The 16,156-nt window shown below is 73.2% G+C and carries 14 protein-coding genes; 9 read left to right on the top strand and 5 right to left on the bottom strand.

All coding sequences use genetic code 11. The features are described from left to right. Nucleotides 1–101 precede the first annotated feature (101 nt). The 3 genes from GXW83_RS24995 to GXW83_RS24985 all read left to right on the top strand — a co-directional run bounded on the left by GXW83_RS24995 (nt 102) and on the right by GXW83_RS24985 (nt 3,467). Nucleotides 102–1,268: a pseudouridine synthase gene (locus tag GXW83_RS24995; RefSeq protein WP_182445328.1), complete on the top strand. Its 1,167-nt coding sequence runs from the start codon at nt 102–104 to the stop codon at nt 1,266–1,268. Between the two features lie 4 nt (nt 1,269–1,272). Then, nucleotides 1,273–1,857: a TetR/AcrR family transcriptional regulator gene (locus GXW83_RS24990; protein ID WP_182445326.1), complete on the top strand. Its 585-nt coding sequence runs from the start codon at nt 1,273–1,275 to the stop codon at nt 1,855–1,857. Between the two features lie 116 nt (nt 1,858–1,973). Beyond that, on the top strand, nt 1,974–3,467 hold the full coding sequence (locus tag GXW83_RS24985) for a DHA2 family efflux MFS transporter permease subunit (RefSeq protein WP_182445324.1): 1,494 nt from the start codon (nt 1,974–1,976) through the stop codon (nt 3,465–3,467). Nucleotides 3,468–3,522: 55 nt separating this feature from the next. Here the strand turns inward: GXW83_RS24985 and GXW83_RS24980 are convergent, their stop codons facing one another. Then, on the bottom strand, nt 3,523–3,864 hold the full coding sequence (locus GXW83_RS24980; protein ID WP_182445322.1) for a DUF952 domain-containing protein: 342 nt from the start codon (nt 3,862–3,864) through the stop codon (nt 3,523–3,525). A 165-nt stretch (nt 3,865–4,029) separates the two neighbouring features. Here GXW83_RS24980 and GXW83_RS24975 point away from each other — a divergent pair, with 165 nt between their 5' ends. Beyond that, entirely contained in the window at nt 4,030–4,569 is a 540-nt protein-coding gene (locus GXW83_RS24975) for a GNAT family N-acetyltransferase (RefSeq protein ID WP_182445320.1), read from the top strand. 53 nt (nt 4,570–4,622) lie between these two features. Next, the gene (locus GXW83_RS24970) at nt 4,623–5,741 is read left to right on the top strand and encodes a Xaa-Pro peptidase family protein (protein ID WP_182445318.1); all 1,119 of its coding nucleotides are present in this window, start codon (nt 4,623–4,625) and stop codon (nt 5,739–5,741) included. A 128-nt stretch (nt 5,742–5,869) separates the two neighbouring features. Here the strand turns inward: GXW83_RS24970 and GXW83_RS24965 are convergent, their stop codons facing one another. Then, complete coding sequence (locus GXW83_RS24965; RefSeq protein ID WP_182445316.1) at nt 5,870–7,885, bottom strand: glycosyl hydrolase family 18 protein; 2,016 nt, start codon at nt 7,883–7,885, stop codon at nt 5,870–5,872. 166 nt (nt 7,886–8,051) lie between these two features. After that, complete coding sequence (locus GXW83_RS24960) at nt 8,052–9,506, bottom strand: PLP-dependent aminotransferase family protein (protein WP_182445314.1); 1,455 nt, start codon at nt 9,504–9,506, stop codon at nt 8,052–8,054. On the opposite strand from GXW83_RS24960, the gene GXW83_RS24955 reads away from it, so the two are divergent. The 4 genes from GXW83_RS24955 (at nt 9,505) to der (ending at nt 14,140) form a co-directional block, all read left to right on the top strand. Then, nucleotides 9,505–10,605, top strand: coding sequence for a DMT family transporter (locus tag GXW83_RS24955; RefSeq protein ID WP_182445312.1), 1,101 nt, complete (start codon nt 9,505–9,507; stop codon nt 10,603–10,605). The genes GXW83_RS24960 and GXW83_RS24955 overlap by 2 nt on opposite strands. A gap of 139 nt (nt 10,606–10,744) precedes the next feature. Next, complete coding sequence (locus tag GXW83_RS24950; protein ID WP_182445310.1) at nt 10,745–11,836, top strand: prephenate dehydrogenase; 1,092 nt, start codon at nt 10,745–10,747, stop codon at nt 11,834–11,836. Between the two features lie 47 nt (nt 11,837–11,883). Then, complete coding sequence (cmk, locus tag GXW83_RS24945) at nt 11,884–12,591, top strand: (d)CMP kinase (protein WP_225447233.1); 708 nt, start codon at nt 11,884–11,886, stop codon at nt 12,589–12,591. A gap of 94 nt (nt 12,592–12,685) precedes the next feature. Next, nucleotides 12,686–14,140: a ribosome biogenesis GTPase Der gene (gene der / locus GXW83_RS24940; protein ID WP_182445306.1), complete on the top strand. Its 1,455-nt coding sequence runs from the start codon at nt 12,686–12,688 to the stop codon at nt 14,138–14,140. A 73-nt stretch (nt 14,141–14,213) separates the two neighbouring features. On the opposite strand, the gene GXW83_RS24935 is transcribed toward der, so the two are convergent. Together GXW83_RS24935 and GXW83_RS24930 are read right to left on the bottom strand one after the other, a co-directional pair. Further along, on the bottom strand, nt 14,214–14,546 hold the full coding sequence (locus GXW83_RS24935; protein WP_182447751.1) for a hypothetical protein: 333 nt from the start codon (nt 14,544–14,546) through the stop codon (nt 14,214–14,216). 272 nt (nt 14,547–14,818) lie between these two features. Then, nucleotides 14,819–15,679, bottom strand: a complete 861-nt coding sequence (locus tag GXW83_RS24930; protein WP_182445304.1) for a hypothetical protein — start codon at nt 15,677–15,679, stop codon at nt 14,819–14,821. Nucleotides 15,680–16,156: the final 477 nt, after the last annotated feature.

Below are 16,156 nucleotides of genomic sequence, written 5' to 3'. Positions count from 1 at the left end.
GGGTGCGGCGAACGGTTGGGCGGGCGGACGGAGCAGGTGATAGGCAGTGACACCCGCCCTGGGACGCGGCCCCGACGACGGATTCGACAACGGACTTCTTGATGCGTAGCGGTAGTAGCGGTAACAGCAGCAACGGTAGGAACGGCAACGGCGGCGGTGGCGCCGGAGGTGGCCAGCGCGGCGGGAGCCAGCGCGGCGGCAGTGGTGCGGGCGGCCGGGGCGCGAGCAGCCGGGGCACGGGCGGCGGGCGCAGCGGCGGCCAGGGCGGCCAGGGCGGCGGCCAGCGCCGCAGCGGCAGCGGCTGGGAGAAGGAGGCGCCGCGTCCGGAGCAGCGCTCCTACGACCGTCCCGAGTTCGGGGCGCGCACGCCCAGCGCGGGGCGCTCGGTCGGGCAGATCCGCCCCGGCGCGCTGGGCGGCGGCGGGGGCGCGCGGCGCGGCCCGGCCAAGCCGGTGCGCTCGCGCGAGCTCCAGGCCAAGGTCGAGGACGCGGTGCGGGCGCGGCACGACAAGCCCGCGGTGAAGCTGCCGAAGACCCACGGCGAGCCCGAGGGCGAGCGGCTGCAGAAGGTCCTGGCCCGCGCGGGCATGGGCAGCCGCCGCGCCTGCGAGGAGCTGATCGACCAGGGCCGGGTCGAGGTCAACGGCAAGACGGTGCTGGAGCAGGGCAAGCGGGTCGACCCGGTGAACGACGAGATCAAGGTGGACGGCCTGACCGTCGCCACCCAGTCGTACCTGTTCTTCGCGCTGAACAAGCCCGCCGGCGTGGTGGCGACCATGGAGGACCCGGACGGCCGCCAGTGCCTGGGCGACTACGTGAACAACCGGGAGACCCGGCTGTTCCACGTGGGCCGGCTGGACACCGAGACCGAGGGCATCATCCTGCTCACCAACCACGGCGAGCTGGCGCACCGGCTGACCCACCCCAAGTACGGCGTGGTCAAGACGTACCTGGCGGCGATTCAGGGCCCGATCCCGCGCGACCTGGGCAAGCAGCTGGCGAAGGGCGTGGAGCTGGAGGACGGCTGGGCGCGCGCCGACAGCTTCAAGGTCGTCCAGAACGTCGGCAAGAACTACCTGGTCGAGGTGAGCCTGCACGAGGGCCGCAAGCACATCGTCCGCCGGCTGCTGGCCGAGATGGGCTTCCCGGTGGAGAAGCTGGTGCGGGTGCAGTTCGGCCCGATCGCGCTGGGCGACCAGAAGTCGGGCTGGCTGCGGCGGCTGACCAACCCCGAGGTCGGCCAGCTGATGAAGACCGTCGGGCTGTAGTCCGATGACCGCGACGGCGCGCCGGAGCCGCCTCAGTACCGAGCGGGAGGCCGAGCTGTACCAGGCCGTCATCGACCTGGTGCACGAGGTCGGGTACGAGGGCATGACGATGGACGCCGTCGCGGCCCGCAGCCGCTCCAGCAAGGCCACCCTGTACCGGCAGTGGCAGGGCAAGCCGCAGCTGGTGGCGGCGGCGATGCGGCACACGACCTTCGTCACGGTGTCCGACATCGACACCGGCACGCTGCGCGGCGACCTGCACGCGACCGCGCGGCGGATCGGCTCGGACGCGGAGAAGGACACCGTCTTCCTGAGCGCGATCGGGCACGCCGCGCACCAGAACGCCGACCTGGCCGCGGCGCTGCGGGAGATGCTGATCGAGCCCGAGCGCGAGGTGCTGTACGCGCTGCTGCAGCGCGCGGTGGACCGGGGCGAGGTCCGGGCGGACGCCGCGGCGGCGGAGTTCTTCGTACACATGCTGTTCGGGGCGCTGCCGTCGCGGAAGATCCTGGAGGACCGCTTCGCGGACCCGGAGTACCTGATCCGCTACATCGACGCGGTGGTCCTGCCCGCGCTGCAGCACAGCTGAGCTGCGGCCCGGCCGACGTGTCTTCCCCCGACCCGCCTAACGAAACTTTTGCGTTTCGATAAGCCTGGGCGTAGCGTTCTCTCGTACGAAACCGTTTCGTTCAGAGAGAGACGCCCATGAGCCAGACCGCCGTCGACGCCCGCGTCGACCCCGTACCGGGCGCGGAACCCGCCCCTGCGCACCGCTGGTGGGTGCTGGCCGTCATCGGCCTCGCCCAGCTGATGGTCGTCCTCGACGCCACCATCGTGAACATCGCCCTCCCCTCCGCGCAGAAGGCCCTGGCCTTCTCCGACAGCGACCGGCAGTGGGTCGTCACCGCCTACTCGCTCGCCTTCGGCAGCCTGCTGCTGCTCGGCGGACGCCTCGCCGACCTGGTCGGACGCAAGATCGTCTTCCTGACCGGGGTGGCCGGGTTCGCCCTCTCCTCGGCCCTCGCCGGAGCCGCCGGAAGCTTCGAGGTGCTGGTCACCGGCCGCGCCCTGCAGGGCCTGTTCGGCGCGCTGCTGGCCCCCGCCGCGCTCTCGCTGCTCAACACCACCTTCACCGAGGCCAAGGAGCGGGCCAAGGCGTTCGGCATCTTCGGCGCCATCGCCGGAGCGGGCGGCGGCATCGGCCTGCTGCTCGGCGGCCTGCTCACCGAGCACCTCAGCTGGCGCTGGACCCTCTACGTGAACCTGTTCTTCGCGGTCGTCGCCTTCGCCGGCGGCCTGCTGCTGCTGCGGCGCGGCAAGCCCGCCCACCGGCCCAAGCTCGACCTGCCGGGGACGCTGCTGGTCTCGGCCGGCCTCTTCGGCCTGGTCTACGGCTTCTCCAACGCCGACACCCACCACTGGTCCTCGCCGATGACCTGGGGATTCCTGGTCGCGGGCGGCGCCCTGCTGGCCGTCTTCACCTGGTGGCAGACCCGCGCCGCCAACCCGCTGCTGCCGCTGCGGGTGCTGCTCGACCGCAACCGGGGCGCGTCCTTCCTGGCCGTCGCCATCTCCGGCGCGGGCATGTTCGGGGTCTTCCTGTTCCTGACGTACTACCTCCAGGCGTCCCTGGGCTACACCCCGGTCCGCACCGGCCTGGCCTTCCTGCCGATGATCGGCGCGCTCATGGTCACCGCGCAGCTCTCCACCAACGTGCTCATCCCCCGGCTCGGCCCCAAGCCGGTGGTGCCGCTGGGCATGGCGATGGCGGCCGGCGGCATGGTCTGGCTCACCGGCCTCGGCCTGGGCAGCGCCTACGCCGCCAGCGTCCTGCCCGCGCTGATCGTCACCGGCCTCGGCCTCGGCCTGGTGATGCCCCCGGCGATGAGCCTGGCCACCGCCGGGATCAGCCACGAGGACGCCGGTGTGGCCTCGGCCGCCGTCAACACCATGCAGCAGATCGGCGGCTCCATCGGCACCGCGCTGCTCAACACCCTGGCCGCCAGTGCGGCCACCGACTACCTGGCGGGCAAGCGGCCCAGCCCGCAGCTGGTGGCCCAGGCGCAGCTGCACAGCTACTCCACCGCCTACTGGTGGTCGGCGGGCTTCTTCGTGGTCGGCATGCTGCTCACCGGCGTGCTCTACCGGCGCGGCCGGGTCGTGCAGGACCCGGACGCCCCGGCCGCCGTGCACATGTGAGCAGGCCGGACGCGCCACCCGCGGCCCGGGCGACACCGCCCGGGCCGCGACGGCGTCAGCTCCACAGGGCGAGCTTGGCCCAGCGGCCCTCGGCGTCCCGCTCGACCTCCAGCATCCCGGCCACGGCCGAGCGGTTCACCGGGCCGTAGATGTGCGGGAACAGCGGGCCGTCCGGCTCGGCGGCCTCCCAGCGGACGGCGGAGTCCAGCGCGTCCTCCTCGATCAGCAGCACCATCAGCGGACCGGGGGTGCGGGCGAAGCGGTCGTTGGCCACGGCCAGGACCTGCTCCTCGTCCGCCGAGCAGTGGATGAAGCCCTCCAGCGCCAGCGTGGCCGTGGCGTAGGGGCGGTCGGGGTGCGCCAGCCAGCCGTCGAGTGTCGTCAGGTGGAGAAGCATGCACTCGTTGTACCCGATTGCGGGCCCGTGGTCACCCGTCCTGCCACCGTATTCGCGGGTGGCCCCGCACCGGCCGGTCCCGGAGGTCGGCTCCGCCGCGCCGGGCCGCAGCGCCGCCTCGGTATTGCGTGGTGGCGGGCGCCCGGCCCGGGCCAGGATTGACGGATGATCAGGATCGAGACGCCACGGCTGGTGCTGCGCCGCTGGAGCGACGAGGACGTCCACCCGTTCGCGCGGATCAATGCCGATCCCGAGGTGATGCGCTGGATCGGCGACGGCTCGGTCCGCGACGAGGAGCAGGCGCGGCGGCTGGTCGAGCAGGTCGAGGGCCTGTGGGAGGCCGAGGGCTACGGCCTGTTCGCGGTCGAGCTGCGGGAGACCGGCGAATTCGCCGGGTTCGCCGGCCTTGCGGTGCCGCACTTCCTGCCCGAGGTGCTGCCGGCCGTCGAGATCGGCTGGCGCCTGGCCCGCCCGCTCTGGGGCCGGGGCCTGGCCACCGAGGCCGCCCGCGCGGCCCTGCGGTACGCCTTCACGGACGGCGGGCTGGAGCGGATCGTCAGCATCTGCCAGATCGGCAACACCGCCTCCGAGCGGATCATGGTCAGACTGGGCATGCGGCCGGACCGGGACACCGTCCGCCCCGGCACCGACCGCCCGACCCGGGTGTACGCCATGACCCGCGCGCAGTACCAGGCCCAGCACTGACCCCGCGCACCGGCGGGGCTGCGCCGGGGGCGGCGGGATGGTGGACTGGGGGCATGGCACATGACCCGAACCTGTATCCGGCGGACCGCGTGGTCCGCGCCCAGAAGGCCGCGGCGGAGGCCGGGCTGGACGCGCTGCTCGTCTCGCCCGGCCCTGACCTGCGCTACCTCACCGGCTACGAGGCGCAGCCGCTGGAGCGGCTGACCTGCCTGGTGGCGCCCGCCGAGGGGGAGCCGTTCCTGGTGGTGCCGCTGCTGGAGCGGCCCGCCGCCGAGGCGTCGCCCGCGGGCGGCCTGGGGATCGAGATCGTCGGCTGGCGGGAGACCGACGACCCGTACGCGCTGGTCGCCTCCCGGCTGCCGTCCGGGCTGGGCCGGATCGGCCTGGACAACCACATGTGGGCGGAGAAGGTGCTGGCGTTCCGCGAGGCGCTGCCCGGGGTGGAGCAGGCGCTGGCCGGGCAGGCGCTGGGGGAGCTGCGGATGCGCAAGTCGGACGCCGAGGTGCGGGCGCTGAGCGAGGCCGCGTCGGCGATCGACGCGGTGCACCTGAACGTCGGCGAGTGGCTGAAGCCGGGCCGGACCGAGCGCGAGGTGGGCCGGGACATCGCCGACGCCATCATCGCCGCCGGGCACGCGAGGGTGGACTTCGTCATCGTCGCCTCCGGTCCGAACGGCGCCAGCCCGCACGCCGAGGTGTCCGACCGGGTGATCCAGCCCGGCGACCCGGTGGTGGTGGACATCGGCGGCACCATGCCGTCCGGCTACTGCTCCGACTCCACCCGCAACTACGTGGTGGGCCAGGCCCCGGAGGAGTACCTGCGGGCCTACGGGGTGCTGCTGGCGGCGCAGACCGCACAGACCGAGTCGGTGATCCCCGGCATCACCTCCCAGCAGTTGGACGCCATCGGCCGCGACCTGATCGAGGGCGAGGGCTACGGCGACTACTTCATCCACCGCACCGGCCACGGGATCGGCCTGGAGACGCACGAGGAGCCGTACATCGTGGCCGGTTCGCAGCGGACGCTGGAGCCGGGCATGGCCTTCTCGATCGAGCCGGGCATCTACATCCCGGGCGCGTACGGGGCGCGGATCGAGGACATCGCGGTGTGCACCCGCACCGGCGGCGAGCGGCTGAACCGGGTCACCCGGGAGCTGCGGGTGCTGGCCTAGCCCCGAGGGCGGGCAGAGGTGGGGGCGGGTCGCCGGGCGGCGGCCGGACCGGGGTCGCGGACGCGCTGCCCGGCGGCCCGCCCCCGGGTGTGCTCAGGGCGTGCTGCCGTGCTGAGCGGGGCCGGCGCTCAGCTCACGCTGAGGTCGTCGGCGTAGACGTTGCCCTGGCCGTACCAGCCGTGGACGTAGACGGTGACGGTGCCGCTGGAGCCGGTGGTGAAGGCCACCTTGAGCTGGTTCCAGGAGCTGTTGCTGGACCAGGTGCTGGCGGTGGCACCGCCGCTGACGCCGAGGTAGGCGTAGCTGCCCTGGATCCAGCCGCTGAGTGTGTAGCTGTGGTTGGGCTGCAGGGTGAGGGTCTGGTCGCACTCCCCGGTGGTGGAGGAGCTGGCCGTCACCTGGAGGGCGTGGCTGCCGGAGTGGACCGGGGTGCTGACCACGGCGCTGCCGGTCTGGCAGGTCCACGGGCTGAGGCTGCCGGTCTCGAAACCGCCGTTGACCAGCGAGCCGCCGGACGGCGGGGGTGTGGTGGGCGGCGGCGTGGTGGGCGGGGGAGTCGTGGGCGGAGGTGTGGTCGGCGGCGCGGTGGGCGTCGGCGTCGGCGTGGGGGTGGCCGACGCAGTCGGGGAGGCCGTGGGCGAACCGGTGGGCGGCGCCGTGCAGGAGGCCGCGGAGCCGTTGATGTCGCTGACCGCGTCGTTGAACAGCGTGGTCGCCGGATCGAGGTCGTAGAGCGAGAACATCATGAACCCGTCCAGGCCGTTGCAGTGCGCGTAGTCGGCCCTGGCCTGGATGGACTTGGCGTCCTCGCCGCCGTAGAAGTTGGTGCCGTCGTAGAAGTACGCCGAGTCGGTCACCGGATCCCAGTACTGGTCGGCCGGGTTGGCGACGGTCCCGCTGATCTCCTTGTACATGGCCACGCCGGGCACGTTCCCGGAGTAGGTCTGGCCCGCCGACGCGCCGGTCGCGGTCTGGTAGAGGCCGTGCTGCGAACCGGCCGGGACGCCGGTCCAGCCCCGGTAGTAGAACGGCAGGCCCAGGTTGAGCTTGTTCGCGGGGAAGCCGCCGGGGATGCTGTACGCCGGATCACCGACTGTCCAGGCACGGACGGCGTTGTCGATGCTGAAGGTCTCCTTCCCAGGCGCTACCGGCGCCTCCGGCGAGTTGGGGTTGGCGTACAGCGGGTCCTGCTCGTCGGTCGGGCCGGTGGCGTTCCACGCCCCGTACATGTCGTAGCTCATCAGGTCGCCGAAGGTCAGGTACTGGGCGATCTGGTTGGTCTGGATCAGGTCGATGTTGTCCTGACCGGACGGCAGGGCGGCGGACAGCGCGTAGGTCTTGCCGTCGGCCGCGCCCTGGGTGTTGAGCTCGCTGCGGAACTCGGCCAGCAGCGCCGTGTAGTCGGCGGTGTCGGCGGTGGAGTAGTGGTTGCCGAGGTGCCCGTTGGGCGAGCCCGGGTACTCCCAGTCGATGTCGAAGCCGTCGAAGATGCCCTTGGCGGTGCCGTTGCCGCCGAAGCCGCCCTCGGACGGCAGGTTGCCGTCGATGAACATGTTGATGCAGGAGGAGACGAACTTCTGCCGCGAGGCGGCGGTGGCCGCGACGTCGGAGAAGTACTTGGAGTAGGTCCAACCGCCGATGGAGAGCAGGATCTTCAGGTTCGGGTACTTCGCCTTCAGCTCCTGGAGCTGGTGGAAGTTGCCCGCGATCGGCTGGTTGTAGACGTCGGCCGTGCCGCTCACCGAGTTGGCGGCGGAGTACTCGTCCTGGTAGTCGGCGTACGCGTCCTCGGCGCCGTCACCGGCGTTGGGGTCGGTCTCGCCGCCCGGGTCGGGGTCGGTGGCCTTGGTGTTCTCGAAGCAGGTGAGGTTGGTCGGGTCGATGTTCTCGAAGTCGTAGATGAGGTAGTCGACCTTGCCCGCGATGCCCTCGGTGTCCAGCGCCTTCGGGTAGAAGCCGTTCTGGTATATGGACCACTGGTCGTAGTAAGCGACCTTCAGCCCGCCGCTGGTGGCGGCGGCCCCGGTGGTGTTGGTGGCGGCGGTGGCCGCTCCGGCACTCGTCCCGAGCAGGGAGGTGGCGAGGCTGAACACGGCTATCACCGCCCCGGTGAGCGTTAGGCCGAGCCGTCTGGATGGTGGCACAGTACTGCCTCCCGATAGTCAGGTACCCGTCACATGAGAGATTGGTACGTACCAAGGAGGGCGTCAAGGGTCTGGACCAATTTTGGCTGACGGATCATCAAGTAGGCAGCTCAGGGCGGTTTTTGGATCATGCGGGACAAAACTGTGCAGCTTTGCTGAGGGTGCGTCAGGGTGTCTGCGGGGTTGCGGAATCGGCGCAGGCCCGGCCCAGCAGCCGGATGCCGTCGGTGATCCGGGAGAGGTCCGGGGCGGCGGCGTAGCTGAGGCGCAGGTGCGGGGCCGGGGGCTCGGCGGGGAAGTAGGCCCGGCCGGGGGAGATCGCCGCGCCCAACCGCCGGGCGTCGGCCGCGATCCGCTCCGGATCGCTGCCGTCGGGCAGGCGCAGCCACAGGTGGTAACCCCCATGAGGAATATGGCGGAGCGTCAGAAAATCATGCAGGCGCAGCAGTTCGGTGGCGGCGAGCTGTCGGCGCTGCTGCAGGGCGAGCGCGGTGCGGCGCAGGTGCGCCCGCCAGGCGGGCGCCGCCACCAGCTCCAGGGCCGCCTCCTGGAGCGGGCGCGGCACGAAGAAGCCGTCCACCACCTGGGCGGCCCGCAGCCGCTCCCAGGCCGGGCCGCGCGCGGTGAGCGCGCCGACGCGCAGGCTCGGCGAGGCGGCCTTGCTGAGCGAGCGGATGTGCACCACCACGCCGTCCGGATCCTGCGCGGCCAGCGTCGACGGCAGCGCCGGGGCGTCCGCGTGGACCAGGTGGCGGGCGAAGTCGTCCTCGACCACGAAGGCCCCGGCCGCGCGGGCGATCCGCAGCACCTCGGACCGGCGGGCGGCGGAGAGCACCGCGCCGGTCGGGTTCTGGAACAGCGGCTGGCAGACGAACAGCCGGGCGCCGGTCGCCTCGAAGGCGTCGGCAAGCAGATCCGTACGGACGCCGTCGGCGTCGACCGGGACCGGGACCGGCCGCAGCCCGGCCGCCCGGGCGACCGCCAGCGCCCCCGGGTAGGTCGGCGACTCCACCAGCACCGGCGCCCCGGGCGCGGCGAGCGAGCGCAGGGCGGTGGTCAGCGCGCCCTGGCCGCCGGCGGTGACCAGGACGTCGGAGGCGGCCAGCGGATGCCCGGCGTCCCGGCCGCCGCCGACCGCATCGGCGAACCAGGCGCGCAGATCCGGCAGGCCCTCCACCGGCGGCCGCCCCCACGCCCCCGGCCGCCGCCCGGCCCGGGCCAGGGCGGCGGCCAGCGCCTGCTCCGGTTGCAGCGAGGGGTGCAGGTAGCCGCCGTTCAGGTCGATCACGTCGTCCGGCGGCACGGCCAGCATCGCCAGCACATGCGCCGCGCCGACGCCGCGTGCGCCCGCGTCCGCGCTCAGTGCCACCTCCTGCCAGGAGGCGTCCCCGGCCGGGGCGGCCGGGCGGCCCGGCTCGGCCCGGTAGACGCCCGCGCCGGGGCGCGAGACCACCAGCCCCTCGGCGGCCAGCACCGCGACCGCGCGCGACAGCGTCACCGGGCTCACCTGGTGCAGCCGCACCAGCTCCCGGCTGGACGGCAGTCGCTGGCCGACGGAGTAGCGCTGCAACTCGCTCCGCAGGGATGCCGCGAGTTCCGCCACACTGCTACGCTCATTCATGAGAAACAAGGATAGCGCTACTGATCGGATCGGGATAGCGGAAAGCGGCGTGCTGCTGGCCGCCCTGGGCGTGCTCTGCTTCTCCTTCAGCTTCCCGGCGACCGACTGGGCCCTGGACGGCTTCGGCCCCTGGGCGGTGACCGGCATCCGCGGGCTGCTGGCCGGACTGGCGGCGCTCGGCTGCCTGGCTATCGGGCGCGTCCCGCTGCCGGAGCGCCGACACTGGCGCGGCCTGGCGGTGGTGGCCGGGGGCTGCGTCATCGGCTTCCCGCTGCTCACCACCATCGCCCTGCAGACCTCCAGCACCGCCCACACCGCCGTCGTCACCGGCGCGCTCCCCCTGGCCACCGCCGCCGTCTCGGCCGCGCTGACCGGGGCCCGGCCGCCGCGCCGCTTCTGGGCCGCCGCCCTGACCGGCGCCGCCGTCGTCATCGGCTTCGCCCTGGCGCAGAACCACGGCCGTCCCGCCCCCGGCGACCTCTGCCTCTTCGGTGCGCTCGCGGTCTGCGCCGCCGGATACGCCGAGGGCGGGCGGCTGGCCCGGGAGATGCCCGGATGGCAGGTGATCGGCTGGGGCGTGGTGCTGGCCATGCCGGTCTCCGCGCTGATTACGGCGTCCGCGCTGGCCACCGAGCCGGTGCACCCCACGGTGCGGGCGCTGACCGGTGTGGTCTACCTGGCCGCCGGCTCGCAGTTCGGCGGCTTCGTGGTCTGGTACCGGGGGATGGCCCTGATCGGGGTGGTCCGGGCCAGCCAGCTGCAGCTCGCCCAGCCGCTGCTCACCCTGGCCTGGTCGGCGCTGCTGCTGGGCGAGCGGCTGACGCCGCTGGTGCTGGGCGCGGCGTCGGCGGTGCTCGGCTGCATCGTGGTCACCCAGCGCACCCGGGTACCCGAGCCCGTACGGTCGGCGCCCCCGCTCGGCGACGACGACGGCGGCGACGGCGGCGATGACGACGGCGGCGAAGGTGTGGCGCCTGCCCCGGCCGGCCTGTCTCAGCTGGTGGAATGCGGATTCCGGATGGTGGGCGTCATGGCTAGGGTGGCCCGGCAGGACGAGGCGGGGCGGTACCGCGCGGGGGGTGCCGCGCCGCCGCGCTGATCGGGTCGGCCTGCGCCCCGGCCCGATCGGCCGCCGTCCCCCCGGCCCCGCCGCAGCGCGCGCCCAGGCGCAGGAACATGCGGGATCATGGGGTCCGACGCCTCGGCACCGGACGCCTCAGCAAAGGACACAGCCCGCCATGCGCACTGCCGCCGTGATCGGCACCGGACTGATCGGCACCTCCGCAGCGCTCGCCCTGACCGCGCGCGGGATAACGGTGCACCTGCGGGACGCCGACCCCGACGCCGCCCGGACCGCCGCCTCGCTCGGCGCCGGCACCACCGACGAGCCCGACGGCCCGGTCGACCTGGCGATCATCGCCGTCCCCCCGGCACTGATCGCCTCCGTGCTGGCCGACGCCCAGCGGAACGGCCTGGCCCGCTGCTACACCGACGTCGCCAGCGTCAAGGCCGGGCCGCGCCAGGACATCGCCGCGCTGGGCTGCGACACCGTCCACTACATCGGCAGCCACCCGATGGCCGGGGCCGAGCGCACCGGCCCGCTGGCCGCCCGCGCCGACCTGTTCGAGGGCCGGACCTGGGTGCTGACCCCGACGCCGGACACCGACACCGACACCCTGAACGCCGCGCTGGAGCTGGTGGCGCTCTGCGGCGGCGTGCCGGTGGTGATGGACGCCGCCGCGCACGACCGCGCCGTCGCCCTGGTCTCGCACACCCCGCAGCTGCTGGCCAGCCTGGTCGCGGCCCGGCTGGAGCACGCCGAGGAGAGCGCCGTCCGGCTGGCCGGGCCGGGCATCCGGGACACCACCAGGATCGCCGGCTCCAACCCGAGGATGTGGGTGGAGATCCTCAGCGCCAACGCCGGAGTGGTCGCCGACATCCTGGAGGAGCTGGCCGCCGACCTGCTCGGCACCGTCGCCGGGCTGCGCTCGCTGGAGGCCGCCGACGAGGGCAAGCGCCGCGAGGGCGCCACCACCGTCGAGGACGTGCTGCGCCGCGGCAACGCGGGCCGCTCCCGGATCCCCGGCAAGCACGGAGCGCCGCCGACCCGCTACGAGACCGTGGCCGTGCTCATCGGCGACCAGCCGGGCGAGCTCGCGCGGCTGTTCGCCGAGGCCGGACGGGCCGGGGTCAACATCGAGGACGTGCTGATCGAGCACTCCACCGGGCAGCAGGCCGGCCTGGTGCAGCTGATGGTCGCGCCCGCGTCCGCGGCCTTTCTGAGCGATGCGCTGAAGGAACGGGGATGGAGGGTCCGCACGGACCGGTAACCTTGTGGGTGACCCCTGCCGCCACGCCACAGAGAAGGACCTCCACCGTGGAAACAGCCGACCGCTCGGATGCCCCGGTGATCGTCGTCCTCGACGGCCCCGCCGGCACCGGAAAGTCCACCGTCTCCCGCGAGATCGCCGCCCGGCTGGGCCTCAGCTTCCTCGACACCGGCGCGATGTACCGGGCGATGACCTACTGGCTGCTGCAGAACGGCGTCGACGTCGACGACCCCGAGGCCGTCGCGGTGGCCTCGGCCAAGCCCGTGATCCGCTCCGGCACCGACGCCGCCGGGCCCACCATCACCGTGGACGGCCGGGACGTCTCCGGGCCGATCCGGGGCTCCGAGGTGACGGCGGCGGTCAGCGCCGTGTCGGCGGTGCCCGAGGTACGGGTCCGGATGGTGGAGCTGCAGCGCGGCTCGGCCGCCTCCGCGCCGGTCGGGATCGTCGCCGAGGGCCGCGACCTGGGCACGGTGGTCTTCCCCGACGCCGACCTCAAGGTCTTCCTGACCGCCTCGGCGAGCATCCGGGCCGTCCGGCGGGCCGCGCAGCTGGGCGTGGCCGACCCCGCCGGCATCGCCGAGATCCACGCGGACATCGAGCGGCGGGACGCCGCCGACTCCGGCCGCGCGGCCTCGCCGCTGGCCAAGGCCGCCGACGCGGTCGAGGTCGACACCACCGAGATGTCCCCGGACGAGGTCATCGGCCGGATCATCGACCTGGTGCGCGAGCGTGCCGCCGTCCCGGCCCGCTGACCGGCCGCGCGGCCGCGCCCCCCTGAGCGGCCGCACCCCCATTGAGCTTTGAGCGCCCCCCTGGGCGACGACGAACGAGAGTTGGCACGGGTACATGAGCAACGAGATCGACGACAGCAACGTCGGCAACGACGGGCTGGACGCGGCGGACTACGCCGAGTTCCTGGAGCTGGCGGCCGAGGAGGGCTTCGACGCCGACGAGATCGGCAACCTGGACGACCTCGGCCCGATGCCGGTGCTGGCCGTCGTCGGCCGCCCCAATGTCGGCAAGTCGACCCTGGTGAACCGGATCATCGGCCGCCGCGAGGCCGTCGTCATGGACGAGCCGGGCGTCACCCGCGACCGCGTCGAGTACGAGGCCACCTGGAACGGCCGCCGCTTCAAGCTGGTCGACACCGGCGGCTGGGAGATCGACGTCTTCGGCCTGGACGCCATGGTCGCCGCCCAGGCCGAGCTGGGCATCCAGAACTCCGACGCGGTGCTCTTCGTCGTGGACACCACCGTCGGCGCGACCGACACCGACGAGGCCCTGGTCAAGCTGATCCGCAAGTCCGGCAAGCCGGTGGTGCTGTGCGCCAACAAGGTGGACGGGCTGGCCGGCGAGGCCGATGCCGCCATGCTGTGGTCGCTCGGCCTCGGCGAGCCCTACTGCGTCTCCGCGCTGCACGGCCGAGGCTCCGGCGACCTGCTGGACGCCATCCTCGCCAAGCTGCCGCCCGCGCCCGAGCAGACCTTCGGCGGCGAGCCGATCGGCGGCCCGCGCCGGGTCGCGCTGATCGGCCGCCCCAACGTCGGCAAGTCCAGCCTGCTGAACAAGGTCGCCAAGGAGGACCGGGTCGTCGTCAACGAGATGGCCGGGACCACCCGCGACCCGGTCGACGAGCTGATCCAGCTCGGCGGCAAGACCTGGAAGTTCATCGACACGGCCGGCATCCGCCGCCGGGTGCACCACACCGTGGGCGCCGACTTCTACGCCTCGCTGCGCACCGCCGCCGCGCTGGAGAAGGCGGAGGTCGCGGTCGTCCTGATCGACGCCAGCGAGACCATCGCCGAGCAGGACACCCGGATCATCAGCATGGCCGTGGAGTCCGGCCGCGCCGTCGTCGTCGCCTACAACAAGTGGGACCAGATCGACGAGGAGCGCCGCTACTACCTGGAGCGGGAGATCGAGCAGGACCTGGTGCAGGTCCAGTGGGCGCCCCGGGTCAACGTCTCCGCGCTGACGGGCCGTCACATGGAGAAGCTGGTCCCGGCGATCGAGACCGCGCTGGAGGGCTGGGAGACCCGCATCCCCACCGCCCGGCTGAACGCCTTCCTCGGCGAGCTGGTGGCCTCCCACCCGCACCCGGTGCGCGGCGGCAAGCAGCCCCGCATCCTCTTCGGCACCCAGGCCGGCTCGAAGCCGCCGCGCTTCGTGCTGTTCGCCTCGGGCTTCATCGAGGCCGGATACCGCCGCTTCGTGGAGCGCCGGCTGCGCGAGGAGTTCGGCTTCGTCGGCACCCCGATCGCCATCAGCGTCCGGGTGCGCGAGAAGCGCGGACGCAAGTAGCCCCGGCCGCAGCCGCCGGAGACAGCAGGCAGGCCCCGACGCGCGTGCGTCGGGGCCTGTCTGCGTGATGCGCTCAGCCCTGGCCGGGCGGCAGCGAGAGGTAGCCGCGGTGGCGCCCGCTCAGGCCGTACCCGGCCGCCTGCCCGCCGCTGTAGCCGCCCGCGTGCCCGCTGCCGTACGCGGGCGCCGGGGGCTGTGCCTGGGGGTGGCCCGGGGCGGCGTACGCCGGTGCCAGCTCCCAGGGGCCGTAGCCGGTGGCGCTGCCGTAGTATCCGAAACCGGTGAAGTGCAGCCCCTCCTCGCCCTCGCGGTCGCCCGGCAGCGCCCGGAAGCGCCGCCGGAACTCCGAGTAGAGCGCGTCGAAGATCGGCGTGGCCGAGGGCTCGCCCTCGTACGCCGGGCGCATGGCCGGGATGTGCTGCGCCGGGCCCGGGGCGTCCGGCCCGGGCGCTGCCGCCGACGGGTACGGGGGCGGGTAGTCGGCGGTGCGGCGCGGGGGAGGAAGGTGTCGTAGGTCTGCACACCATGGCCAACGACCGGCCGCCCGCCGGGATGCGGCCGGGGGCGCTGCGGTCCGGCGTTCACACCCGGCACTCATACGCCGTGCACCCTCACGCCGTGCACCCTCACGCCCGCCCCCCGCTCCATGCCGGTACCGGCGGTGCCGGTGGTGCCGGGTCAGGTGCCCGCGAGCGGCAGCACCGCGCCGAGCAGCAGCCCGCGCCGGGCCGCACTGTCCAGGGCCTGGCGCAGCAGGTCCTCCCGGGGCTGGCGGCCGATGCTGCCGGCCGGTGCGGCGAACATGATCACCTCGCCCTGGTTGCTGGCGGCCGACCGCCAGGCGTCGGTGACCTGGAGCGGCTGGTGCGCCTGCCACCAGGCGATCGTGCTGCCGCCCTGCGAGGGCTGCAGCACCGCGTGCAGCTGGCCCATCGCCATCAGCACGGACCAGCCGCGCAGTTCGGCGGGCGGCTGGTTGACGTCTGCGACCTGGGCGAAGCCGTGCTCGAGCAGCAGATCGGCGAAATGGTCCCGCCCGGTGGCGCTGCCCGGGCGTCCCACCGGCCCGGTCGGCTCCACCACCAGCGCGGCGCGCGGACTGCCCGCGTGCGGGCCGTACTTGCACAGCACCAGCCCGCAGGTGACGCCGAGGACAGCCGCAGTGGTCTCCACGGCGGCGGGCTGCGCCGGGACCGGCCCGGGCGCGGGGGCCGGGGCGGCGTACTGCCCGGGCGCCTGGTACGCGTCCATGGGCTCCCCGGGCGCCTGGTTGATACTGCGTACCGCGCCCAGGAGTTGCTCCTCCGCGACCGGCACCACCTGGGAGGGGATGCAGCGGGAGTGCGCGAAGGCGAGCACCGCCGTCTCCTCGCCGACGAACAGGACGGTCGCGGTCGGGTCGAGGGTCGCGTCACCGGGAGCCCGGCAGGATGTGCAGTCGTACCGGTCGGGGGCTGTCGCCCCGGTGAGCAGGCGGTCGGCCTCGTCGTCACCGATCTCGGCACGGACCTCGTCGCTGACATCGATCAAGCGCGGCACGAAGACTCCTTGGGTTGCGCGAGCGGGGGCCGAGGGCGGGACTGCCTCAGCCGTGATGACAAACGGACCAGGTGTGCTCCGGGTCACGGTTGACGACGATCGAGTCACCGGAGTCCAAGATCGACGGCTACTTTCGGCTGGCACATCGTCACTGATGGTCGACGGTGTGGGATGGCTCACCCGTACTTTTGTGTGGCGCAGGTCACGCAGGGCGTCGGCGGTGGTGGTGCAAAGACGTCAAATGTCGCTTATATTCCCGGAATTCCTCGATCGATACCCGCGGTAACCTCCATCTGACCTGCGATGTCGCTGAACTGTTTGTCAGCGCGCGATCCGTTGCCTACGTTCAGACATCGGTGCAACGAGCACCACCCGGGTTCGCCCTCCTCCGCACGGTCTCGGCTTGTCCACGAGAACGTGCCCGCCGCCTGCCAGGGGCCGGTGGCGAGTGGGGGGCGCCGGGACGGACCGGAGCGC

It is taken from the genome of Streptacidiphilus sp. PB12-B1b, from assembly GCF_014084125.1.
Taxonomy (GTDB): Bacteria; Actinomycetota; Actinomycetes; order Streptomycetales; family Streptomycetaceae; genus Streptacidiphilus.
The sequence above is the reverse complement of the archived record's forward strand: the minus strand, read 5'-3'. Positions and strand labels throughout refer to the sequence as shown.